Here is a 24459-nt window from a genome sequence, read left to right as displayed (position 1 = left end):
CGGGCATCAGTACCGAATCGAGGATTCACACCCAATATGGCGCGCAAAAAGCCTGAACCACTGCCCGCGGACTTCGTGGAACACATCGTTGACATCGATGTGACCAAGGAAATGGAAGGCTCCTTCCTGGAGTACGCCTACTCGGTGATCTACTCCCGCGCCCTGCCCGATGCCCGCGACGGGCTCAAGCCGGTGCAGCGGCGCATCCTGTTCATGATGTCCGAGATGGGCCTGCGTCCGGAGCGCGGGCATGTGAAGAGCGCCCGCGTGGTCGGCGAGGTCATGGGCAAGCTGCACCCGCACGGCGACACCGCCATCTACGACGCGATGGTGCGCATGAGCCAGGGCTTCGCGCTGCGCCTGCCGCTGATCGACGGGCACGGCAACTTCGGCTCGCTGGACGACGGCCCGGCCGCCCCGCGCTACACCGAGGCACGCCTGGGCGCCTCGGCGGTGGCGATGACCGCGAACCTGGACGAGGACGTCGTGGACTTCGTCCCGAACTACGACAACCAGTTCATGCAGCCGGCGGTGCTCCCGGCCGCCTTCCCGAACCTTTTGGTCAACGGCACCACCGGCATCGCCGTGGGCATGGCCACCAACATGGCCCCGCACAACCTCGGCGAGGTCATCGCCGCGGCCCGGCACCTGATCGCCCACCCGGATGCCGACCTGGCGGCCATCTTGAAGTTCATCCCGGGCCCGGACATGCCCACCGGCGGGAAGATCGTGGGACTGGACGGGATCCGCGACGCCTACCGCACGGGCCGCGGCACCTTCAAGACCCGGGCCAAGGTGGAGCTGGAGCAGATCACCGCGCGCCGGGCGGGCCTGGTGGTCACCGAGCTGCCCTACATGGTGGGCCCGGAAAAGGTGATCGAGAAGATCAAGGACGCCGTCAATGCCAAGAAGCTCACCGGCATCGCCGACGTGGTGGATCTGACCGACCGCAACCACGGGCTGCGCCTGGTCATCGAGCTGAAAAACGGCTTCAACCCCAACGCGGTGCTGGCCCAGCTGTTCAAGTTCACCCCGATGGAGGATTCCTTCGGCATCAACAACGTGGCCCTGGTCGAGGGCCAGCCGCGCACCCTGGGGCTGCTGGAGCTGCTCACCGTGTATGTGGAGCACCGGCTGCTGGTGGTGCGCCGCCGCACCAGCCACCGGCTGGCGAAGAAGCTGGACCGGTTGCACCTGGTCGAGGGCCTGCTCATTGCGATCGTCGACATCGACGAGGTCATCGCGATCATCCGTTCCTCGGACGAGACCGCCCAGGCCCGCGAGCGCCTGATGACCATTTACGACCTGTCCGAGCTGCAGGCCAACCACATCCTGGAGCTGCGCCTGCGCCAGCTGACCAAGTTCTCCAGGCTGGAACTGGAGAAGGAGGCCGAGGAACTGCGCGCGGCCATCGACGAGCTCAAGGCGATCCTGGACTCCGACACCATGCTGCGCGACCTGGTTTCCGGAGAGCTGGCGGAAATGAGCGAGAAGTTCGCCACCCCGCGCCGGACCGTGCTGCTGGAATCCGAATCCGGCACCCCGCTGAAGGGAACCGCCATGCCGGCGGTGGCCACAACCGGCAAGGCGGCGCCGCTGAGCCTGGAGATCGCCGACGACCCGTGCCGGGTGCTGCTCTCGGCCACCGGCCAGGTGGCCCGCATGTCCTCGGCCGATCCGCTGGACGGCGCCGGGGCACGGGTGAAGCACGATGTGCTCTCCTCCGTGGTGGCCACCAGTGCCCGCGGGGAGATCGGCGGGATCACCTCCACCGGGCGGATGTTGCGCCTGCAGGTCGTTGATTTGCCGCTGTTGCCCCCGGCCCACGGATTCCCGCAGCTCACCGGCGGGGTGAAGGTCGACGAGTTCGCCCAGCTTGACAAGGGCGAGAAGATGGTGGCCCTGGTGCCGCTGAACAAGATCGTTGCGCTGGGCACCGCCAACGGCGTGGTCAAGCGGCTGGCCCCGGACTACCCGCTGAACCGCGACGAGTGGGAAGCCATCACGCTCAAGGACAACGACACCGTGGTCGGGGCCGCGGTGGGAGAAGACGGGACGGAACTGGTCTTCGCCACCCGCGGCGCGCAGCTGTTGCGCTTTGCCGCCTCCGCGGTGCGCCCCCAGGGCCGCACCGCCGGGGGCATGGCCGGAATCAAGCTCGGTGCCGATGACGCGGTGATCTTCTTCGGCGTGGTCGAATCCGACGCCCCGTCCCCGGTCTTCGTGTCCATCGCGACAGGGTCGAACACGCTGCCGGGCACCGCCTCGCACTCGGTGAAGGTCACCGACTTCGCCGAGTACCCGGCCAAGGGCCGGGCGACCGGCGGGGTGCGGGCGCACCGCTTCCTCAAGGGCGAGGACCACCTGGAGCTGGCCTATGCCGGTGCCGGCCCGGCGCGGGCGTCCTCCGCCACCGGTGTGGTGCGTGCCCTGCCGACCGAGTACGCCAAGCGCGACGGCTCGGGCGTTCCGCTGGCCCAGGGCATCGACCTGCTCGGAGGCACCCCGGTGGCCGAGGGGAACGATGTGCAAGGCGCCACGGCGCCGGAGGGGCAGTTGCCGCCTCCTGGTTCCTCGAAGCGTGCGCAGCTGGTCGCGCCCGACGAAGACTCCCTGCCCTTTGCCGATTCGGGTGTGGTCCAGGTCGAGCCCGCCCGCCGGGTCGCAATCCAGGACCCGCTGCTCGAGGAGTAACACCGGCGAACCGCCAACCGCGTGGTCCGGGATTGCCCCCGGACCACGCCGGCCTCCCCGGCCAGGTCCTGAAGGCCGGGAACCACACGGCGTTTGTGCCCCGTCAATCAGAGGTATCCCCTGGGCCGAAGACCGATGGATCCTGCTGGGGGTTCGTGATGTTCGTCCCGCTCCTGGCCACTGCCGTGGGCCGGCGGGCCAGGCCCCGTCCGAACCGGGACCCGAAGAACGCCGAAGCGATCCGGCAGCCGAAGACCAGCGCCGTGACGGGCGGGCCGGTTGCGCCGATTGGGCTGCTGCTCGTCCCCTACGCCAGCTGCGGCTCCGTGGACCCGGAGGACCGGATGCCGATGGTCATCTGCGGCATCGAACTGTTCCCCAGCACTGCGCTGCTGGTGGCCAGCTACGTGGACTGGTACATCATCATCCGTGATGACCAGCTCATCCAACGCACCGCCTCGCGCCAATTGCGCACCATCCGCTACGAGAACATCGCCACGTGCCGGAAGGTCCGCAACGGTGCGGCGTCGATGCCCAAGCTGTGGGGCTACGGCGGGGTGGTGAACAAGTTCAATGCCGCCGCCTTCGACGCCTCCCCGCTCGTGGCCGCCCCCGAGCGGCGCCAGGCCCCCGGAGCCTGCTCGCCTCTTCCCGCGCCCAGGAACATCCCGACGGCCGGGCTCACGCCGGGAGCGAGACCCGGTGCGCACCCATGTCGCGAGCGGGTTCGCCATGCCGGAGGCCGGCAGCCGGGCCGAGGCGGTGGCCTTGGCCCGGGATGCAGGCCTCGGCACCTAGACGCCCACCGGCACCCCGGCCTTCAGCTCGGCCAGGTCCACGACGTGGTCGGTGAGTGCCGCAACTCCGGCGTCGTGGGTGACAACCAGCACCGCATGGTCCCGCAATGCACCACGCAGGTCCGCCATGAGTTCCACCGCCTCATCCGCACCGAGGTGGGCCGTCGGCTCATCGAGCAGCAGCACCGCGGAGCGGGCCACAAGTGCGCGGGCCACGGCCAGGCGCTGGCGCTGCCCGCCCGAGAGGTGGTGCCCTCCGGAACCGATGCGCCCGCCCAGGCCGCCGGGCAGTGCCTCGAGCCACCGGCCCAGGCCCACCTGTTCCAGCACGTCCACCAGTTCGCCGTCGCCGGGTTGGTCCTCGAGGCCGCGGCCCAGGCAAAGGTTGGAGCGGACCGAGGAATCGAAAAGATGCGCTTCCTGCGGGCACCAGGACACCGCGGCCAGATCGGCGGGGGTTGCTTCCATCCATTGCCCACCGCGGTGCTTGACCTGCACCGTTCCCCCCAATGGCGGAAGGGCCCCCAGGAACGTGGCAAGAATGGTTGATTTGCCGGATCCGGAGGGTCCGGTCAGTCCCACCCACCGACCTGCCCCAACCTCGATATCCGCGTGTTCAATGACCGGCAGGCCATCATCCCAGCCCGCACTGACATTGGAAAGCCGGATACCCATGCCGGTTTCCCGGGTTCCGTCCTGCTCCGGGGCCCGGTCTTCGGCCAGCGGGGCGTGTGCCGGGGCAGCCTCGATATTGGTCCACACGCGTTTGAGCACGTCGTCGAGTTGCGGCAGCTGCTGCACGGAGGTGGCGGTGTTGGCGATCGGTTCGCCCAGGGCAAGGAGCAGCAGCCCGGCAACGGCGGCTGCCTCTCCCCCGCCGGTTGTCACGGCCACGGCCAGCACCGCGGCGACGGCACTGAGCAAAGCGGCGCCTCCCTGGGCCAGGCCCGCACCGCGGGCCGTGGCCCGGAGCGATGCCGTGGCCTTGGCGTCTTCACCGGCGAACTGCGCAAGGGCGGTGCCCGCGGCATGATTGGCGCGCAGGTCGGGCGCGGCACGCAACAGGGTCGGGACCCTGAAGCCCAGCCAGATGCGGTGTGCGCTCACGGCAATGGTGGTGCGCTTTTCGGCGGCCAGCACTGCCAGCGGAAGCGCGACAAAGGCGAGCACGCCCAGCACCATCGACAGCCACAGGGCCTGCGGCGCCCAGAAACCGATCCCGATGCTGACCACGGCCCAGGTAGCCACGCCGGCAACGGGCGGGACCAGCACCCGGGGAACCGCATCGCGGACCTCGTCGACCTCGGCCACCAGGTGTCCCAGCGCCGCACCGGAGCGGGTGAGCCCGCCCCACATCTTCGGTTGGGCGACAAGCGCATCCCAGAGTCGCTGGCGAAGGTTTCCGGAGAAGCGCAACACCGCATCGTGGATCTTGAGCTGTTCGGCGTAGCGGAGCACCGAGCGGCCGATGCCGAAGGTGCGCACCCCGACGATGGCGACCATCAGGTGGAGCATGGGCGGCTGGTGACTGGCCGTGACGATCAGCCAACCGGAAATCCCGGTCAGGCCCACGCCGAAAAGCGCCGCCAGCACCGCCAGCAGCAACCCCAGGCCCAGGCCACCCCGGAACCACGGCAGCGAACGCAGCAGGTTCCAGTGGGACGGTGTGCGCTTCCCGGCGGGTGCCTGGTCCCGGCGGAGCTCGGGCGCACCCGGGCGCGGGATCTGCGAGCCGGTCGGGGAATCCGGACGGCTGGCGGCGGCCGGCGCATCCTGGCCGCGCAGCGAGGCCGCCAGCGCGCGGTCATGGGTTGCCACGAGCAGCGCACAGCCAACCGAGAGCCGAGCCAGTGCCGCCCTGATGCGGGCGGCGGAGACCTCGTCGAGGTGCGCCGTCGGCTCGTCGGCGAGGACCAGTTCGACGTCGGGATCCGTGGCAACTCGGGCCAGCACCCGGGCCACGGCGACGCGGCGCAATTCCCCCGGGCTGCAATCGACAAGCCTGCGTTCGGCCAGGTGGGTGATGTTCGCATCTCCACACACCGTGGCGAGGCCCGCTTCGTCCAGCGTGTTCCCTGCGTGGAGCATGATTTCGCCGCGCACGGTTTCCTCGGTGAACCGCGGGTGCTGGGAGATCCAGGCGGTGCGTTCGGGTCGCACGGCGATGCTGCCCTCCATGCCGCTTGCGGCAAGCTGCCCGAGCACCGCATGCAACAGCGTGCTCTTGCCGGTGCCGCTTGCCCCGTCCAGGACATGGACCCGGCCGCGCCCAAGCTCGAGGTCAAGGTTGCGCAGCACCGGTTCGGTGCGTCCGGGGTGGTGCACCGTGAGGTTGCGGATTTCAAGCGCGTTCGCCGCGGACGGGCACCGCGTGGCACCGGAAGCCGGTTCGGGTGTGCCGCCCGCGATGAACTTTTCGCTGCGTTCCAGCGCCTCGACCCCGTCCTCGGAGGCGTGGTAGGCGGCACCGAGTTCGCGCAGCGGAAGGTAGGCCTCCGGGGCCAGGACCAGCGCCAGCAGCCCGGCCTCGAGTCCCATGTGCCCGTAGACAAGCCGCACACCGATGAACACCGCGACCACCGCCACCGAAATCGTGGCAATCAGTTCAAGGGCAAGGCCGGAAAGGAAAGCGGTGCGCAGCGTTTTCATGCTGCTTTCCCGGTACCCCTCGGAGACCTGCGCCAGGGCACGGCCCTTGCCCTTGGCGCGGCGCAAGCCGATCAGCGCCGGCAAACCCTGGGCGAGTTCAAGCAACTGGTTCGACAGCCGATCCAGCCCGGCGGCGGCCGCCTTGACCCGTTCGACCGTATGCAGCCCGATGAGGATCATGAACACCGGAACCAGCGGCAGGGTCAACACGATGACCAGGGCCGAGACCCAGTCGGCCACCAGCACCCGCGCCACGACCATGACCGGGATGACCGATGCGGCGACAACGGCCGGCAGGTATTTGGTGTAGTAGTTGTCCAATCCGTCGAGCCCGCGGCTGGCCAGGGCCGCAAGTGCCCCGTGCTCCTGGCCCGACCCGGTTTCCGCACCGCTTCCGGACAGGCCCACGTTCATGAGCTGCCCGCGCAGCTTCTCCTTGGACCCCAGACCGGCATGCCGTGCCGCGAATTGGGTGCCCCAGACGGCGCCGGCGCGCAGCAGCGCCCCGGCCAGCCCCAGGGCCAGCAGCCTTTGCACATCGGCGGTGCCGGTGCCGGCCAGCTGGGCGATTGCCGTGGCCAGGGCGTCGGCGAGCAGGATCAGCCCGATTGCCTTGAGAGCTGCCAGCCCGGCGAGCAGCGCCAACACAATACGTGATCCGGTTCCTGCGGGCAGTAGGGGTTTCATGGTGTGGGTCTTCTCCTGCCGGTGCTCAGACGATCGGTGTCACGGCGTGGGCCTCGGGGATGTGGGCCTCGCTGATGCGCTTGCGGAACACCCAGTAGGTCCATCCCTGGTAGGCCAGCACCAGCGGCAGCCCGAACGCCGCCACGATGCTCATGAGCTTGAGCGTGTAGGGGCTGGAGGATGCGTTGGTGACGGTCAGGTTGTAGGCGGCGTCGATGGTGGAGGGCAGCACGTTGGGGTATGCGGCCACAAAGATCGCAGCAACACCGGCCAGCAGGAAGATGCCCATCCCGATGAAGGCCAGGCCCTCGTTGGTCTTGCGGGCATGGATCCAGGCAAACACCAGTGCGCACACGGCCAGCCCCAGCGGGGCCAGGGCCGTGGCGCTGTTGTTCAGCAGCGCGACGGCCACCGCCCACGCGGCCAGCGGCAACAATGCCACCGGCAGCCAGCGGGCCAGGATCCGGGCGGCCCGCGTGCGGATCTCCCCGTCGGTCTTCAAACCGAGGAATGCCAGGCCCTGGACCAGGCAGAAGGCGACGACCCCGACGCCGCCCAGGACCGCGTAGATGTTGAACCAGGCGAAGGGCCCGCCGACGCGGTCGCCGTTGGCATTCAGCGGCAGCCCGGTGGTGCTCAGCGCGAGCATCGCGCCGACACCGAACGCCGCGGTGAAGGAGCCGAGGCAGATCGCCCAGTCCCAGGCGTTGCGCGCGGTGCGGGTGTGGGCCTTGCCGCGGTATTCGAAGGCCACGGCACGGAAGATCAGTGCCACGAGCACCAGGACCAGCGGGATATAGAGGGCCGAGAAAAGCGAGGCATACCAGTACGGGAACGCGGCGAACGTCGCGGCGCCGGCGGTGATCAGCCACACCTCGTTGCCGTCCCAGACCGGTCCGATGGTGTTGAGCAGCACGCGGCGTTGTTTCTCGTTCCGGGCGAAGGTCTTCATGAGCATGCCCACGCCCAGGTCGAAGCCCTCGAGGAAGAGGTAACCGCCCCAGAGCACGGCTATCAGGATGAACCACAAGGTGGGAAGGAATTCCACGAAAAAGTGTCCTAACTCGTTGGTCGGCTGGTCAGTAGGCGAAGGACAGCACGTCGGTGTCCTGCTGGCCGTCGTCGGGGTGGTCGCGCAGTTCGGGCATGGCCGATCCGATGCCGCCGCGCACGTAGCGGGTGAGCAGGACGACCTCGACCACCAGCAGGACCGCGTAGATCAGTGTGAGGACGATCAGCGAGAAGAGCATCTCCCCGGCGCTGACTCCCGGGGAGACGGCGGCGGCCGTGTGCATGAACACCTGGTCGATGCCTTCGAAGCTCGGGTTGGGTGCCACGACGAAGGGCTGGCGGCCCATCTCGGTGAAGATCCAGCCGGCGGAGTTGGCCCCGAAGGGGGCCAGCATGCCGAACAGTGCAAGCCGGGAGATCCATTTGCTGTGCGGCACGGTCCCCTTGCGGGTCAGCCACAGGGCCACGGCCGCGGCTACCGCCGACAGGCCGCCGAGGGTGATCATCAAGCGGAAGCCCCAGTAGGTGACTTCCATGACCGGCAGGTAGTTGATCTCGGTTCCTGCGCGGTCGCCGTAGATCGGGTTGTCGGGCAGGTGGGTCCCGTATTTTTCCTGGTACTCGGGCAGCAACGTGTTGACGCCCTTGACCTCGGTGGTGAAGTTGTCGTACGCGAGGAAGGACAACAGCCCCGGGATCTCAAAGACCCCGACCACGTCGTCGCAGGTTGTTGCCCCGCCGCTGCGCAGGTCCCCGATGGACAGCAGGGAGAATCCGGTGCCGTCGTGGCATGCGGCTTCGGCCGCCGCCATCTTCATGGGCTGCTGCTGGATCATCAGCTGGGCCTGCGCGTGTCCGGAAAGGGCCACACCTGCAAAGGCCACCATGGCAACGACGGCGCCGATGCGCAGGGACTTGATCCAGACCCTGTAGTCGATCCTGTCTCGGTTCCGGCCCAGGGTTGCGGACTCCCCCACCACGACCTTCCCATCGGCATCGACGGTGTCTATCCCGGATTGGCGGCGCTTGTACAGGTGGTACCAGGAGATGCCCAGCAGGAATCCGCCGGCCACCGCGAAGGCCCCGAAGATGGTGTGCGGGAAGGTGACCAGTGCGGTGTTGTTGGTGAACACGGCCCAGGCGTCGGTCATCACTGCCCGGCCGTTGACTATTTCGGTGCCCACCGGGTGCTGCATCCAGGAGTTGGCCACAAGGATGAAGTAGGCCGAGAAGATGCTGGCCAGCGACGCGATCCAGATGGCGGCCAGGTGGATGCGCCTGGGCAACCTGTCCCAGCCGAAGATCCAGAGTCCGAGGAAGGTTGATTCGACGAAGAATGCCAGCAGGGCCTCCATGGCCAACGGTGCGCCAAAGACGTCCCCGACGAAGCGGCTGTATTCGCTCCATGCCATGCCGAACTGGAATTCCTGGACGATGCCGGTGGCCACGCCCATGATGAAGTTGATGAGGAAGAGCTTTCCCCAGAACTTGGTCATGCGCAGGTACTCTTCCTTGCCGGTGCGGTGCCAGGCGGTCTGCAGCACCGCGACCACCAGGCCCAGGCCAATGGTGAGTGGGACCATCAGGAAGTGATAAACGGTGGTGATACCAAATTGCCATCTGGCAATTTCCAGTGCATCCATGCCAAACCCTTCAATGCAGAAATTCGCGGGCTCAGCGTCGGCCCGTCGCCACGAGTTCTACGCATCGTAGAACTTGTTTCTACCCACTGTAGAACATTTGCGCCGGACGCGGTAAACTGGTGCATAACGGGAAGCGCCCAGGGCACCGACCGTCGGCCCCTGCGTTAGCTGCACGGGGCTTGGAATACTTTGTAAGGAATTAGATTGGCCACTCTTGGCGACCTTGAACGCGCAGTAATGGATCTACTTTGGGATGCCGAAACCCCGCTCACAGCCAATGAACTTCGCGACCTGCTTGCGGCGCCCGGCGGCGTCGACAGCAAGGAACTTGCAGTGACCACCGTCCTGACGGTTCTGGCCCGGCTGGAAAAGAAGGGCCTGGTGGCGCGTGAACGCGACATCCGCCCGCACCGCTACACCTCGGTGACAAGCCGCGAGGAACACACCGTGTCCTTGATGAACGAAGCACTGGGTACCGTGCTGGATCGCGAAGCCGTGCTGGCTCGCTTCATCGGGGGCATCTCCGCCGAGGAAGCCCAGTCCCTGCGCCTGCTCCTCGATACCCCGCGTAACGCCTAGCGACGATCGGCACGGTCAACGAACGTGCTGCTGACGTCCTATCTCCTGGCGGGACTGGCCCTGCTTCTTGCATGGCCGATACCCGTCGCCCTTTCGCGCGCCCATTGGACCGCCAGATCCCCCTTTGCCGCGATGGTTGTGTGGCAGGCCATCGCCCTGGCCGGTGGACTGTCGATGATCGGCGCACTTCTTTTTTGGGGCCTCGATCCGCTGGGCGACACCTTGATCGGAGCGCTCCGCGGCGGGCTCCGGCTCGTCCTGGGTGATCCGGAGGCCAACTCGCCCGGCACCATCCACATCTTTGCGCTGAGCACCGCGGCCCTGCTGGGTTTCCACCTGGTCCTCACCCTGATCCGGGCAGCCTGGCGCATCACGCGCCAACGGGCCCGGCACCGGCACATCCTTTCGCTGCTCACCGAGGAATCCGCCGGCAATCCCGGCACGCTGGTCCTTGACCACGAGACCCCCATCGCCTACTGCCTGCCGGGCTTCACCGGCTCGGTCACGGTGCTCTCCCGCGGCCTGGTCAAGCGCCTGAGTCCCGATGAGCTGCGCGCGGTCCTCGCCCATGAAAAGGCGCACCTGGAACAACGCCACGACCTGCTCTTGCTGGCCTTCGCCTCGTGGAACGACGCCCTGCCGTGGCTTCCGACCTCGAAGCTTTCGCTTGCCGCCGTCCAGGAGCTGGTCGAGATGCTTGCCGACGACGCCGCCCTGCGCGAGGTCACGGCCCCTGTGCTGTTGCGGGCCCTGCTCACTGTTGCCACAGGCGCCCTGGGCGAGCCATCCGGGAAGTCCGCGGCCCCCCTGCCGGCCGCCGGAACCGGCGGCGCCCCGACCGAGGAGCTATCCTCCCATCGCCTGCGCCGCCTGCTGACTCCCAAGCCCCCGCTGCCTGCGGCCATGCGCGCCACGATCCTTGCGGCGGCCCTGCTGCTCCTGGCACTGCCGACCACCATGCTGGTGGCACCGGGTCTCTTCAGCTGACCGCCCGGACACCCGATTCCCGACCCCAGCCGTTAGGCAAAGGTCGGCGGATTCCCCCGAAGGGAACCGGCCGACCTTTGTTTGTCGCCCTAGGCGTCGATGCGATCGCGTTCGAGGCGTTCGGCACCGGAGATGATGAATTCCTTGCGCGGGGCAACATCCGAACCCATCAGCAGGTCAAAGACCCGCTCGGCCGATTCCGCATGTTCCAGCCCCACCCGGCGCAACGTCCGGTGGCGGGGATCCATGGTCGTTTCCGCCAGCTGGTCCGCGTCCATCTCACCCAGGCCCTTGTAGCGCTGGATCGGCTCCTTGTAGCGTTTGCCGGCCTTTTCCAGGGCGGCCAGCACCTCGTGCAGCTCGTTCTCCGAATAGGTGTACACCATCTCGTTGTCCTTGGCACCGTGGTTGATGACCTCGACCCGGTGCAGCGGCGGCACGGCCGCGTAGACCCGCCCGGCCTCGACCATGGGGCGCATGTAGCGGAAGAACAGGGTCAGCAGCAACGTGCGGATATGTGCGCCGTCGACGTCGGCGTCGGTCATCAACACGACCTTGCCGTAGCGGGCCGAGGATAGGTCGAAGCTTCGTCCCGAGCCGGCCCCCACGACCTGGATCAGGGCCGCGCATTCGGCGTTGGAGAGCATGTCTGCCACCGAGGCCTTTTGCACGTTGAGGATCTTGCCGCGGATCGGCAGCAGTGCCTGGAAGTCCGAGGAACGCGCCAGCCTGGCCGTGCCCAATGCGCTGTCACCCTCGACGATGAACAGTTCGGTCTTCTGGGTGTCGGTGCTGCGGCAATCGGCCAGCTTGGTGGGAAGCGAGGAGGTTTCCAGGGCGTTCTTGCGCCGCTGGGTTTCCTTGTGGACGCGCGCGGAGATGCGCGACTTCATTTCGCTGACGACCTTTTCCAGGAGCATCGCCGCCTGGGTCTTGTCTCCCTTGGCGGTCGAGTTCAACTTCGCCGCAAGGCTCTTTTCCACGACCTTGGCCACGATCTGGCGCACCGCGGAGGTGCCCAGGATTTCCTTGGTCTGGCCCTCGAACTGCGGTTCGGCCAGGCGAACGGTCAGCACGGCGGTGAGCCCGGCACCGACGTCGTCCTTCTCGATCTTGTCGTTGCCGGCCTTGAGCTTGCGGGCGTTGGTTTCGATGACCTTGCGGAAGGTTTTCAGCAGGGCCTGCTCGAAGCCCGTCTGGTGGGTGCCTCCCTTGGGCGTGGAGATGATGTTCACGAAGGAGCGCAGGGACGTCTCGTAGCCGATCCCCCAGCGCAGGGCGATGTCGACCTCGCAGGTCCGCTCGACCTCGGTGATCCGGCTGTGGCCGGACTCGTCAATGACTGGTACCGATTCCTTGAACGTCCCGGAACCGTGGAAACGCCAGATGTCGGTGACCGCCGCGTCGTTGGCCAGGTACTCCACGAACTCGGAAATCCCGCCGTCGTGCTGGAAGACCTCCTCGTAGGGGCCGTCCGCACCCAGGGTGTCGGCCAGGCCGCGCTCGTCGCGCAGCGTGATCTTCAGGCCCGGCACCAGGAAGGACGTCTGGCGGGCACGGGCTTGCAGCTCGGTGTAGGAGAACTTGGCATCGGGCGTGAAAATCTGGCGGTCGGCCCAGTACCGTACGCGGGTTCCGGTGACCCCGCGCTTGGCCTTGCCCACCACGTCGAGGACCGAGGCCGTGGAAAACGGCTCGAAGGTCGTATCGGGCTTGGGCTTGCCCGAGTCGGTGAAGCGGCCGGGCTCGCCGCGGCGGAACTGCATCCCGTAGGTCTTGCCGCCGCGGTCCACCTCGACGTCCAAACGCGCCGAGAGCGCGTTGACCACGGATGCACCCACGCCGTGCAGGCCGCCGGAAGCGGTGTAGGAGCCTCCGCCGAACTTGCCGCCGGCGTGGAGCTTGGTGAAGACGACCTCGACCCCGGAGAGCCCGGTCTTCGGTTCGATGTCCACGGGGATGCCGCGGCCGTCATCGTGGATCTCCACCGAACCGTCCGGGTGCAGGAGGACCTTGATGGACTGGCCGTGGCCGGCGAGGGCCTCATCGACGGAGTTGTCGATGATTTCCCAAAGGCAGTGCATGAGTCCACGAGAGTCGGTGGATCCGATGTACATGCCCGGACGTTTGCGAACCGCCTCGAGACCTTCCAGGACGGATAGGTGTCGGGCGTTGTAGTCAGCGCTTTTGGCCACGGTTGTTAAAACTCCTCAAATCGTCGGAACGACGCTATCCACAATAGTCTCTGGCCCCGTCAATTCGCTGATGCGTGCCGCCGGTGAGCGGCAGCTCACCCCTCCCGGGGCTACGCGGTCAGCGAAAGCGCAATTATTCAAGAAGAAAACGGCCGGATTGCTGGTTGTATTGGATACACATCGAATAAGGAGGTCATTATGACAACGACGACGGTAACCCGAGAGCTGACTGCACTCGATCGTTGCGACCGGTGCGGTGCACAGGCTTTCGTGCGCGCGGTATTGGAGACCTCCGGTGGTGAACTATTCTTCTGCGGACACCACGCACGCGCCGTGGAAGAAAAGTTGCGCCCCTTGACCAATGAATGGCAAGACGAAACGGCTCGCCTCTACGAGAAGCCCGTTTACGACGACGAGGACTAATCGGGTCGCCGGCCACCGGCCGCACCGACCCCTTCAGCGGGACCCCGGCATCGAGCCGGGGTCCCGCTGGCGTTAAGCCGGAAGTCCGGTGTACCACGGCGCTCTTGAGGGGTGGGCATCACCCGGGGAAAGCAAAAGGTGCCGATGTCGACCCAGCAACGCTGGATGCAACACCGGCACCTTTCCTTGGCCCTGGGGCCGGGTTCTTAATCGAGGTAGTCGCGAAGGACCTGCGACCGCGACGGGTGGCGCAGCTTCGACATCGTTTTCGACTCGATCTGGCGGATGCGTTCGCGGGTCACGCCGTAGACCTTGCCGATTTCATCAAGGGTCTTCGGCTGGCCGTCGGTCAGGCCGAAGCGCATGGCCACAACACCGGCCTCGCGCTCGGAAAGCGTGTCGAGAACCGAGTGCAACTGTTCCTGCAGCAGGGTGAAGGACACGGCATCGGCGGGGACAACGGCCTCGGAGTCCTCAATGAGGTCGCCGAACTCGGAGTCGCCGTCTTCACCCAGCGGGGTGTGCAGGGAGATCGGCTCGCGGCCGTACTTCTGGACCTCGACGACCTTCTCAGGGGTCATGTCCAGTTCCTTGGCCAATTCCTCCGGGGTGGGTTCGCGACCCAGGTCCTGGAGCATCTGGCGCTGCACGCGTGCAAGCTTGTTGATGACCTCGACCATGTGCACCGGGATGCGGATGGTGCGGGCCTGATCGGCCATGGCACGGGTGATGGCCTGGCGGATCCACCAGGTGGCGTAGGTCGAGAACTTGAAGCCCTTGGTGTAGTCGAACTTCTCGACCGCACGGATCAGGCCCAGGTTGCCTTCCTGGATCAAGTCAAGGAAGAGCATTCCGCGACCGGTGTAGCGCTTGGCCAGCGACACCACCAGACGCAGGTTGGCCTCGAGCAGGTGGTTCTTGGCGATCTTGCCGTCATGCACGATCTGCTCGTAGTCCCAGCGCAGGCGCTTGTCCATCTTGTTGCCGGTGTCGGCCACGAGCTTCTCGTTGGCAAAGAGCCCTGCTTCGATGCGCAGCGCCAGATCGACTTCCTGTTCGGCATTCAGCAAGGCAACCTTGCCAATCTGCTTCAGGTAGTCCTTGACCGGGTCGGCGGTGGCGCCGGCGACCATGACCTGCTGCTGCGGGGCATCGTCTTCGTCGGCGGTGAGGACAAATCCCCTGGAGTTTTCGTCAACTGCCGGGGCCTTGGGGGTTTCCTCGGCATCTTCGTCCGTCTCGACCTCGTCGGTCTCGACATCCTCGTCGGCCTTTGCGGCCTTGGCACGGGACTTTGCAGGAGCCCGCTTGACGGCAGGCTTCTTCGCGGTGGCGGCCTTTGCGACAGCCGGCTTTGCAGCTGCCTTATCCGTAGTTGCATCCTGCGGATCGGCGGCAGCGCTTGCTGCCTTGCCATTGGTGGTCGTCTCAGAAGACACGAAATACCTTTCTCACGGTTCGTCCGCGATGCCACCTACCGGTAACACCACTATGACCCTGTCAAGTCCGCGTCCCGCCGAATAGAGGCGAGTCGGGAATCAGGGTCCAGTAAATGGAACGCCTTTTTCCCGCCATTTGTTCCCATCGAGAACCTCGACGGTGTTGGCTTGAGAGCCATGGAGCACGAACCCAACCGGGTCTGTTGGTTAACAGTGTCTCACGTTTCGACCACCAGGGAATTCATCTGGCCCACGTGCCGGATGCAATTTCCCCAACGGGACCGGCCCGGGCGGCTCACGCACTGAGCCGGCCTTCCAGGCGCAGCCGCCAGGCGCGCTGCGGATCTGCCACCCACCCCGGCATCTCGCCGGTTTCCAGCAATTTCTTCATGAGCAGTGCCAGCCGGTATTCCGGGTCATTCCCGAGAGCCGTGGCAAAGAGCTTCAGCGCGGAGCTTCCCTTGCCCTTGGCCCAATTGATCCAACCCAGCAGGCACAGCAACGCCGAGGTTTCCGTGCCTTCGGCGATTCCCAGCAGGTCCCGGCAGTAGTACCAGAGCCGATCGATCCGCTCCCAGTCCGGGGTGCAGGATGAGGTTCCCAGCAGGAAGTCGGAGAAATCCTGGGAGGCCGACCCGAAGTCTTCGGCCCGGCTCACCTCCTTGAGCGCCTCGACGGCACGCACCGCGCCACGTCCGGCCAGGAAGGGAAGGATGTCGCGGACCATCCGGTCGTTGAGCGACACCAGGAGCGAGGCACAAAACGCCTCGTCGGTGCGCATCCTGCGTTCGGCGGCCACGGGAGCGGCCTCCAGCAGCTGGGCCCAATCCCGGATCAGCGTTTCGCGCGGGACCTTTCCGTCGTACTCCTGGACCAGGATCCCCGCGTACTGCCGGATGGTTGCCTTGTTGGACCACGGGGCCACTCCGCTGCCGTCCCATATGTGTTCTTCGGGCGCCGATCCGGCCACGACCATCCTCAGGTGGGTCTCGGTCAGTGCCAGGTCCGGCAGGTCAAAGCCCTCGGCCGGACAGCAGTTTTCACTGGCGCAGAAATAGCTGTGCCAGCGCTTGGAACCCACGTACCAGGCATCGCGAACGCGGATTCCCGAGCGCACAAGGGAAGGTGCGAGCCGACGGACAAGCTCGTGCCTGGGCAGCGATTCATGCCCGTCCCCCGGGGCCTGCCCCGTGTAGAGGGCCATGAAAACCGCCGTGGCATCCGGGACCTTGTGCACCAGCTGGACCAGCTGGTCTGCCCACTGGACCGCTTGGTCCTGCCCGTTTTCGGGCCGCGGCAGGTCCACGCGCAGCGTCGCGGCCAGGCTCTGTCCCTGCATGATCAACAGGACCACCGCGTTGCGCGGGTAGAACCCCAATGCGTGGGGAATGTACGCCAAGACCTCTTCGGGGCTGGCCAAGGAAAAGCTGGAAGCTGAAGGTGTAGTAGTCATGCACACCATGTTTCCCTCGCGGTGGCAGGGGTCGGCAGGGTGCACCCCGGAAACTGTGGATGCGGCCGTCCCGGGGCCCCTGCGGCATGTGCGGAACAGTTGAGGGACCGTCCGTTGGCGCCGGTGGGACCGCGGGGAGGTGCTACCGGTTCCCGGGGGTGTTGTCCTGGCGCCGTTGGCTGCGCGGGGTGTACTCGCCGCGCAGGGCCATGGCCCGGCGGGCTTTGTTGCGGGTGACCACCATGCCGATGATGCCGCCAAGCATCATCACGAACTGGAAGGACAGGGCCCACCTGAAGGCGTCGAGGCTGTAGAGCTCGGCACCGGCACCGGCGGCCCGCTGCTGGATGTCCAGCAGCCAGCCCACCACGTAGACGGTGACAAGTGCCGCCAGGAACCCGCCGACGTTCACGATCCCGGTTGCCGTGCCAATGACGTGGGCCGGGTTGAAGGTGCGCACGAAGTCGAAGCCGATCATCGATGCCGGCCCGCCCGAGGCGACGCAGATGATCAGGATGACCAGCATCCAGATGGGGGCCCGGCCGGGCCAGAGGATCACCGCGAGCCAGGTCAGTGCGATCATCCCGATGATGTTGAACGCGATCGCCGAGCGGCGGTGGGGATATCGGGCCACTGCAGCACCGAGCAGCGGGCCGGCCACCATCGCCACAACCACGAAGATCGACAGCAGCCCGGAGGCGACCGCGGGGCTGATTCCCTGGCCCGAGACCAGGAAGGGGTATCCCCATGTCAGCAGGAAGACGTTGGTGGTGAACTGGGTGGTGAAGTGCGTCCAGAACCCCAGCCGGGTCCCCGGTTCCCGCCAGGCGTCGGCCAGAAGCGTCCGGGCCTTGACCTGTGCCGGCGGTGCCTCGTCGGTGCGCGGGCCGTTGCTGACCAGCACCAGCGCCAGGGCAAAGCCCACCATGGACAGGGCTGCAAGGGAGAGGAACGCCGGGGTCCAGCTCCACAGGTGAAGCAGGGCCACGAACGGGATCAGCGAGAGCAACTGGCCCAGCTGGCCGATCATGCCCGTCACCTGGGTGAGCATGGGGATCCGGTAGCCGGAGAACCAGATCGGCAGCAGCCGGATCACCGAGACGAACGTCATCGCGTCCCCGGCTCCGACGAAGAACCTTCCCACCAGGCCGGAGGCGACCGAATCGGCCATGGCCAGCAGGAATTGGCCGACCATCATCAATGCCGCTCCCCCGGTGATCATGGCCCGCGGGCCCCACCGGTCCACCAGGATGCCCACGGGGATCTGCAGCCCGGCGTAGACCACCAGTTGCACCACTGAGAAGGTGGCCAGGATCGAGGCCGTGGCATCAAAGCGGTCTGTGGCCTCCAGCCCGGCCACGCCAAAGCTGGTGCGCTGAGTGACGGCAATGAGGTAGGCGCCGAGGCTGGCTGCCCACACCACCCATGATCGGGCGGAGTCGAGGTGTTCGGCCTTGGTCACTAGGATTCCTTGGCAGCCGTGCCACCTTGTTCGGGGAAGCCGGAGAGGAATGCCTCCGCGGCCAGGGCGAGTTCGTCGCCGTCGGGGACCTCGGCGTCGGCGGTCACCAGCAGCGAACGCCGCTCGATCTCCGGGATGTGCTGGTCAAAGCGTGTTTCGAAGTTCTCCACCATCCGAGCCACTTCCGGGGTCGCGGCAACCTGCTCGGCGATCTGTGGTTCGAGGTTGCGGCCGGCCTCGCGCAGGCGGTCCGTGGGCAGGCCAAGTTCCATGGCCGCGCCCACGTACTCCAGGATGCCGACGGCGACCTGCGGGTATTCGGCTTCGGAGAGGTAGTGCGGAACGTGGATGGAATACCCCACCGCGTCGCGCCCCGCCTCGATCAGCCTGACCTCGATGAGGGCGGCCAGGCTCGCCGGCAGCTCAGCGGTGGGGGTCCAGGTGGAGATCCCCTCGATCAGGTCCTTGCGGTTGCCGTGGGCCGTGACGCCCAACGGGCGGGTGTGCGGAACCGGCATCGGCACCGCATCGAAGGAAACGGCCAATTGCACGTTGAAGGCCTTGACCAGGGCGACGACGGCGGCGGTGACCCGTTCCCAGGCCAGGTCCGGTTCGGGCCCGGTCAGGAAGAGGAAGTCCCGGTCCAGCCCGTCGGTCAGCCGATACAGCTCCAGGCGCGGTGGCTGGTAGGCGGCAAAGTGGTCGCCAAGGAAGGAAATCTGGGGGCGTCGTTCGCGGTAGTTGATCAGCTGGTCGATGTCGAAGGAGGCGATCAGCCGCGGCTCAAGCGAGTCCAGCAGTTCGGTGCGGACCTGGGACAGCGCGTGTCCGGCGTCCGCGTGGCCGCGAAGGCCAATGAGCAGGTCAAGGCCCTGAAGCTCGAGTGCATCCAGATCGTGGTCTTCGAACCTGATCAGGGATTGGGGGTCAAGCATTGCCGCTGCTCCTTTCAGGTTGCGTCATGGGTTACGCCGGCCGCACCGCCGCCCGAACGCCAAGGCCTTCGGGCGGCCCCGGACTTCCTTGCTGCAGCGACCGAATCGGTGCGGCGCAAACTCCAGGAATGCCGTGGGTTGGTGCGGGGCCGGGTGAACCCAAAGATGATTCGTTCGGTTGCCTACTGAAGTGGTCAACCGCTTCGGAAGCCGTTTTCTTCCCGTGGCCCGACTCCGATTCTAGGCCGGTTGCCCCGCCGATGCGCTGTGGGCTCGGTCTCAGCGATACGATCGATAAAGGCCAATCGGCGTTTGCGTCCCGGGAACCCCGGGAACACGCGGCCGTTTCGGCTCCTTCGATGCATGGGCATTCGACGTGCATGTACACATCCAACGAACAGGAATCGTTTCGTGATCAACTCCATGGATCTCAAGCTGACCGCTGTCTCCACCGACATCAAGCGCATCAGTGCCGGCGCACTGGTTCTTGGTGTCGCCAAGGGCACCGACGGTCCGGTTCTGGTGGCCTCGCCCTTCAGCGCCAAGGTCACCGAATCCCTCCAGGGTTCCCTGGCCGCCCTGAACATCACCGGTGCCGCCGATGAACTGGTCCGCCTGCCCGCCACCGCAGAGACCAAGGCCGAGACCCTGGCGTTCGCCGGCCTGGGTACCTTCGAGGAATCCACGCTGACCGAGGAAGCCTTGCGCCGGGCCGCCGGTTCCGCCACGCGCCAGCTCGCCGGCGTGCCCACCGTGCTCTTCGCCCTGCCGGCGGCCACCGTGGGACAGGCCGCGGCCGTTGCCGAGGGCGTAGCCCTGGGCGCCTACCAGTTCAACAACCACCGTTCCACCCCGGCCAAGAAGCTGCCGCTGGGCGAGGCCGTCATCGCCACCGCAGCCTCCGCGGACAAGGATCTGCCGGCCGCGCTGAAGCGTGCCGCGATCCTGGGCCGCACCGTGCGCGCCACCCGCGATCTGGTCAACACCGCACCGAACGTGCTCTTCCCGGAGTCCTTCGCCCAGGCGGTCAAGGACAACGCCAAGGGCCTGCCGCTGAAGGTCACCGTGCTCGATGACAAGAAGCTCGAAAAGGACGGCTACGGCGGCCTGATCGGCGTGGGCGGCGGTTCGGAGCGTGGACCGCGCCTGGTCAAGATCGAGTACTCCCCCGCCAAGGCCACCAAGCACCTGGCCCTGGTCGGCAAGGGCATCACCTTCGACACCGGCGGCATCTCCATCAAGCCTGCCGCCGGCATGCACCTGATGAAGAACGACATGGCCGGCGCCGCGACCATCAACCAGGCCATCGTTGCGATTGCCGAGCTGGGCCTGCCGATCAAGGTCACCGCATGGCTCTGCATGGCCGAGAACATGCCCGGCGGAGCCTCGACCCGTCCGGGCGATGTGATCACCATGTTTGGCGGCAAGACCGTCGAGGTGCTCAACACCGACGCCGAGGGCCGCCTGGTCATGGCCGACGGCCTGGTGGCAGCGAGCAACGAGAAGCCCGATGCGATCATCGACGTCGCCACGCTGACCGGCGCGCAGGTCGTGGCCCTGGGCCACCGCACCACCGGTGTCATGGGCGACGACACGTTGCGCGATGCGGTGGTCGCCGCCGCGGACCGGGCCGGCGAAACCGCCTGGGCCATGCCGATGCCCGAGGAACTGCGCCCGAGCATCGACTCGCAGGTTGCCGACCTGGCCAACATCGGCGAGCGGATGGGCGGGATGATGACCGCCGCGGTGTTCCTCAACGAGTTCGTCGGCGAGGTCGACGGCGTGAAGATCCCGTGGGCCCACCTGGACATCGCCGGCCCGGCCTTCAACGAGCAGGCAGCCTACGGATACACCCACAAGAACGCCACCGGATCCTCGGTGCGCACCCTGGTTACCCTCGCCGAGGAAATGGCCGCAGGAAAGTAGTCCCACCTGCCCCCCATGGACGAGGCGTGCACAATGCCGGGGTTTTTCCGGGACTTTTCCGTTTCTCCCCGGCGTTGTGTAACCCGTCACAGTTGACGGCAATGTGCATCACGGCAGGTGGCTCTGTCGGTTTCATGGGGCTAAGGTAACTCTGATAGATCACTTGCATTACAGTTTCTCCGCGCCCGCAACACGGGCGCGTGGAATCACCCCAACACACCATGGCCGACCACCACGTTGGCCACAACTCTTAACGAGGGAGCGTTCACGTGGCCGAATCGGCAGCAGCGCAAGAATTCGACATCCTCATTCTCGGCGGCGGTTCCGCCGGCTACTCGGCAGCATTGCGCGCCGTCCAGCTGGGTTTCACCGTCGGCTTGATTGAGAAGGCCAAGCTTGGTGGCACCTGCCTGCACTGGGGTTGCATCCCCACCAAGGCGTACCTGCACTCGGCCGAACTGGCCGAGAATGCCCGCGAAGGTGCCAAGTACGGCATCAACACCACCCTTGAGTCGATTGACCTCGGCGCCGTGCGCAGCTACAAGGACAATATTGTCGCCGGCAAGTACAAGGGCCTGACCGGCCTGCTGAAGATGAAGAAGGTCACCGTTATCGAAGGTAACGGCCGCCTGGTCTCCCAGGACACCATCGACGTTGACGGTGTCGCCTACAAGGGCAAGAACATCATCCTCGCCACCGGCTCCGAGTCCAAGACCTTTGGCCTGGAAATCGGCGGACGCATCCTCACCAGCACCGAGGCGCTGAACATGGACACCCTTCCGAAGAGCGCCATCGTGCTCGGCGGCGGCGTCATCGGCGTCGAGTTCGCTTCCGTGTGGAAGTCCTTCGGCGTCGAGGTGACCATCGTTGAGGGCCTGCCCTCCCTGGTTCCGAACGAGGATCCCTCGATCATCAAGAACCTGGAGCGTGCCTTCAAGAAGCGCGGCATCAAGTTCAACACCGGCGTCTTCTTCGAAAAGGTCGAGCAGGACGCCAACGGCGTCAAGGTCTCCCTGGCCGACGGCAAGGTCCTCGAGGCCGAGATCGTGCTGGTTGCAGTTGGCCGTGGCCCGGTCACCGCGAACCTGGGCTACGAAGAGCAGGGCATCCCGATGGACCGCGGCTTCGTGCTCGCCAACGAGCGCTGCCACACCGGCGTGGGCAACATCTACGCCATCGGCGACATCGTCCCGGGCGTCCAGCTTGCGCACCGCGGCTACCAGCACGGCATCTTCGTCGCAGAGGAAATCGGCGGCCTGAACCCGGTGGTCGTCGAGGACATCAACATCCCGAAGGTCACCTTCTGCGAACCGGAGATCGCTTCGGTTGGCTACTCCGAGCCGGCGGCCAAGGCCAAGTTCGGTGACGACCAGATCGAGGTCACCGAGTACAACCTTGCCGGCAACGGCAAGTCCTCCATCCTGGGCACCAGCGGCCTGATCAAGATGGTTCGCGTCAAGAACGGCCCGATCGTGGGCGTTCACGGCATCGGTGGCCGCATCGGCGAACAGATCGGCGAGGCACAGCTGATCGTGAACTGGGAAGCCTACCCGGAGGATGTGGCACAGCTCATCCACGCACACCCGACGCAGAACGAATCGCTTGGCGAGGCCGCAATGGCCCTGGCCGGCAAGCCGTTGCACGGTTAGTCACAAACGCTTAACCGGGCACGCGCGCCACGAGGTGCGCGTGCCCGGTGCACTAAGCTCGGAGGCACTGACCTCCAACGGGATGTGCGGGAAACCGCGGATCTCTCGCACACAAATTTTTTTAGTTTTAGGAGAACGGGAACAAGATGTCTGAAACCGTGAACTTGCCCGCTTTGGGTGAAAGCGTCACCGAAGGCACCGTTACGCGCTGGCTCAAGCAGGTCGGCGACCGCGTCGAGGTCGACGAGCCGTTGCTGGAGGTTTCGACCGACAAGGTTGACACCGAAATCCCTTCGCCGGTAGCCGGCGTCATCGAGGAAATCCTCGTCGCCGAAGACGAGACCGCCGAAGTTGGAGCCGCACTGGTTCGCATTGGCGATGGCTCGGGTTCGGCCGCTGCCGCCCCGGCCGCAGAGGCACCCGCGGCGGTCGAGGCCCCGGCCGCCGCACCGGCCCCGGTTGCAGAAGCAGCTCCGGCAGCCGCTCCGGCAGCTCCGGCCGCCGCTGCGGCACCTGCATCCGGCACCGAGATCACCCTCCCGGCACTGGGCGAATCCGTGACCGAAGGCACCGTCACCCGCTGGCTCAAGGCCGTGGGCGAAGAAGTTGCCGTTGACGAGCCGCTGCTCGAGGTTTCCACGGACAAGGTCGACACCGAGGTTCCGTCCCCGGTCGCCGGCGTCCTGCTGGAAATCCGCGTTCCGGAAGACGAGACCGCCGAGGTCGGCGCCGTCCTGGCCGTCATCGGTTCCGCAGGCGCAGCTGCCCCGGCAGCACCCGCCGCTCCGGCCGCCACTCCGGCACCTGCCGCGGCCCCGGCCCCGGTGGCTGCCCCGGCTCCCGTTGCCGCACCTGCCCCGGTCGCGGCTCCGGCCACACCGACTGCCCCAGTGGCAGCCGCAGCACCTGCAGCTGGCAACGACGGCTACGTCACCCCGCTGGTTCGCCGTCTGGCCAACCAGAACAAGGTCGACCTGTCCACCGTGACCGGAACCGGCGTTGGCGGTCGTATCCGCAAGCAGGACGTCATCGATGCCGCAGCCGCGACAAAGACCGCCCCTGCTGCAGCTTCGGCCCCCGCAGCCGCACCTGCAGCAAAGGCCGCAGCCCCGGTTGCTGCCTCCTCGCTGCGCGGCACCGTGGAGAAGGCTCCGCGCATCCGCCAGGTCATCGCCCGCCGCATGCGCGAGTCGCTGGAAACCTCCACCCAGCTGACCCAGGTGCACGAGGTCGACATGACGCGCATCGCCAAGCTGCGCAATGCCGCCAAGAACGACTTCGCTGCCGTCAACGGCTCCAAGCTCACCTTCCTGCCGTTCATCCTCAAGGCCGTGGCCGAGGCGCTGAAGCAGCACCCGAAGCTGAACGCCGAGTACGACGAGTCCAAGCAGGAGATCACCTACCACAACGCCGAGCACCTGGCGATTGCGGTGGACACCGACAAGGGCTTGCTGGTTCCTGTCATCTCCAACGCCGGAGACCTGAACCTTGCCGGCTTGGCCGCCAAGATCACCGACGTGGCCTCGCGCACGCGCAACAACAAGATCGGCCCGGACGAGCTGTCCGGCGGAACGTTCTCGATCACGAACATCGGTTCGGTCGGCGCGCTCTTTGACACCCCGATCATCAACCAGCCGCAGGTTGCCATCCTGGGCACCGGCGCCATCGTGAAGCGTGCGGTCGTAGTGACCGGCGCCGACGGGGACGACACCATCGCCATCCGCCACATGATGTACCTGTCGCTGACCTATGACCACCGTCTGGTCGACGGCGCCGATGCAGGTCGCTTCCTGCAGACGCTGAAGGCGCGCCTTGAAGAAGGTGCCTTCCAGGCAGACCTGGGTCTCTAGGACTTGGTTGGAGGGGGCGCTCACCGCTTTTGGCGGTGGGCGCCCCCTTTGCTATGTCCTGTAACACCTTTGCCCGGGCA

Annotated in this window: 15 protein-coding genes; 7 read left to right on the top strand and 8 right to left on the bottom strand. The window is 66.4% G+C overall.

Annotated features, from left to right (window positions below; all coding sequences use genetic code 11):
* Positions 1 to 36: 36 nt before the first annotated feature.
* A complete protein-coding gene (locus DQ353_RS01155) occupies positions 37 to 2694 on the top strand; it encodes a DNA gyrase/topoisomerase IV subunit A (RefSeq protein WP_113760963.1) in 2658 nt (885 codons plus the stop codon).
* A gap of 794 nt (positions 2695 to 3488) precedes the next feature.
* Here DQ353_RS01155 and cydC read toward each other — a convergent pair.
* The 3 genes from cydC to DQ353_RS01140 are packed head-to-tail and all read right to left on the bottom strand — an operon-like array spanning position 3489 to position 9481.
* Complete coding sequence (gene cydC, locus DQ353_RS01150) at positions 3489 to 6827, bottom strand: thiol reductant ABC exporter subunit CydC (protein WP_113760962.1); 3339 nt, start codon at positions 6825 to 6827, stop codon at positions 3489 to 3491.
* Between the two features lie 25 nt (positions 6828 to 6852).
* Positions 6853 to 7875, bottom strand: coding sequence for a cytochrome d ubiquinol oxidase subunit II (gene cydB, locus DQ353_RS01145; protein WP_113760961.1), 1023 nt, complete (start codon positions 7873 to 7875; stop codon positions 6853 to 6855).
* A gap of 31 nt (positions 7876 to 7906) precedes the next feature.
* Positions 7907 to 9481: a cytochrome ubiquinol oxidase subunit I gene (locus DQ353_RS01140; RefSeq protein ID WP_113760960.1), complete on the bottom strand. Its 1575-nt coding sequence runs from the start codon at positions 9479 to 9481 to the stop codon at positions 7907 to 7909.
* 204 nt (positions 9482 to 9685) lie between these two features.
* Here DQ353_RS01140 and DQ353_RS01135 point away from each other — a divergent pair, with 204 nt between their 5' ends.
* Positions 9686 to 10060 carry a BlaI/MecI/CopY family transcriptional regulator gene (locus tag DQ353_RS01135; RefSeq protein ID WP_113760959.1) on the top strand — a complete coding sequence of 125 codons (375 nt, stop codon included), beginning with the start codon at positions 9686 to 9688 and terminating at the stop codon, positions 10058 to 10060.
* 24 nt (positions 10061 to 10084) lie between these two features.
* On the top strand, positions 10085 to 11047 hold the full coding sequence (locus DQ353_RS01130; RefSeq protein ID WP_113760958.1) for a M56 family metallopeptidase: 963 nt from the start codon (positions 10085 to 10087) through the stop codon (positions 11045 to 11047).
* Between the two features lie 89 nt (positions 11048 to 11136).
* Here the strand turns inward: DQ353_RS01130 and DQ353_RS01125 are convergent, their stop codons facing one another.
* A complete protein-coding gene (locus tag DQ353_RS01125; RefSeq protein ID WP_113760957.1) occupies positions 11137 to 13242 on the bottom strand; it encodes a DNA gyrase/topoisomerase IV subunit B in 2106 nt (701 codons plus the stop codon).
* A gap of 198 nt (positions 13243 to 13440) precedes the next feature.
* On the opposite strand from DQ353_RS01125, the gene DQ353_RS01120 reads away from it, so the two are divergent.
* Positions 13441 to 13665 carry a DUF7455 domain-containing protein gene (locus DQ353_RS01120; protein WP_113760956.1) on the top strand — a complete coding sequence of 75 codons (225 nt, stop codon included), beginning with the start codon at positions 13441 to 13443 and terminating at the stop codon, positions 13663 to 13665.
* 206 nt (positions 13666 to 13871) lie between these two features.
* On the opposite strand, the gene DQ353_RS01115 is transcribed toward DQ353_RS01120, so the two are convergent.
* The 4 genes from DQ353_RS01115 to DQ353_RS01100 form a co-directional block, all read right to left on the bottom strand.
* Positions 13872 to 15104: an RNA polymerase sigma factor gene (locus tag DQ353_RS01115; protein ID WP_113760955.1), complete on the bottom strand. Its 1233-nt coding sequence runs from the start codon at positions 15102 to 15104 to the stop codon at positions 13872 to 13874.
* Positions 15105 to 15399: 295 nt separating this feature from the next.
* On the bottom strand, positions 15400 to 16557 hold the full coding sequence (locus DQ353_RS01110; RefSeq protein WP_181578187.1) for a DUF4192 domain-containing protein: 1158 nt from the start codon (positions 16555 to 16557) through the stop codon (positions 15400 to 15402).
* 142 nt (positions 16558 to 16699) lie between these two features.
* Positions 16700 to 18019: an MFS transporter gene (locus DQ353_RS01105; protein ID WP_113760953.1), complete on the bottom strand. Its 1320-nt coding sequence runs from the start codon at positions 18017 to 18019 to the stop codon at positions 16700 to 16702.
* Complete coding sequence (locus DQ353_RS01100; RefSeq protein WP_113760952.1) at positions 18019 to 18954, bottom strand: proteasome assembly chaperone family protein; 936 nt, start codon at positions 18952 to 18954, stop codon at positions 18019 to 18021. The genes DQ353_RS01105 and DQ353_RS01100 overlap by 1 nt, the downstream gene beginning before the upstream one ends.
* A 411-nt stretch (positions 18955 to 19365) precedes the next feature.
* Between DQ353_RS01100 and DQ353_RS01095 the strand changes: the two genes are divergently transcribed.
* The 3 genes from DQ353_RS01095 to sucB all read left to right on the top strand — a co-directional run bounded on the left by DQ353_RS01095 (position 19366) and on the right by sucB (position 24379).
* On the top strand, positions 19366 to 20880 hold the full coding sequence (locus DQ353_RS01095; protein WP_113760951.1) for a leucyl aminopeptidase: 1515 nt from the start codon (positions 19366 to 19368) through the stop codon (positions 20878 to 20880).
* 269 nt (positions 20881 to 21149) lie between these two features.
* On the top strand, positions 21150 to 22529 hold the full coding sequence (gene lpdA / locus DQ353_RS01090; protein WP_113760950.1) for a dihydrolipoyl dehydrogenase: 1380 nt from the start codon (positions 21150 to 21152) through the stop codon (positions 22527 to 22529).
* A 146-nt stretch (positions 22530 to 22675) separates the two neighbouring features.
* Positions 22676 to 24379 carry a 2-oxoglutarate dehydrogenase, E2 component, dihydrolipoamide succinyltransferase gene (gene sucB, locus DQ353_RS01085; protein ID WP_113760949.1) on the top strand — a complete coding sequence of 568 codons (1704 nt, stop codon included), beginning with the start codon at positions 22676 to 22678 and terminating at the stop codon, positions 24377 to 24379.
* Positions 24380 to 24459 lie beyond the last annotated feature (80 nt).

The sequence above is a fragment of the Arthrobacter sp. AQ5-05 genome, from assembly GCF_003287975.1.
Lineage (GTDB): Bacteria > Actinomycetota > Actinomycetes > Actinomycetales > Micrococcaceae > Paeniglutamicibacter.
The sequence above is the reverse complement of the archived record's forward strand: the minus strand, read 5'-3'. Positions and strand labels throughout refer to the sequence as shown.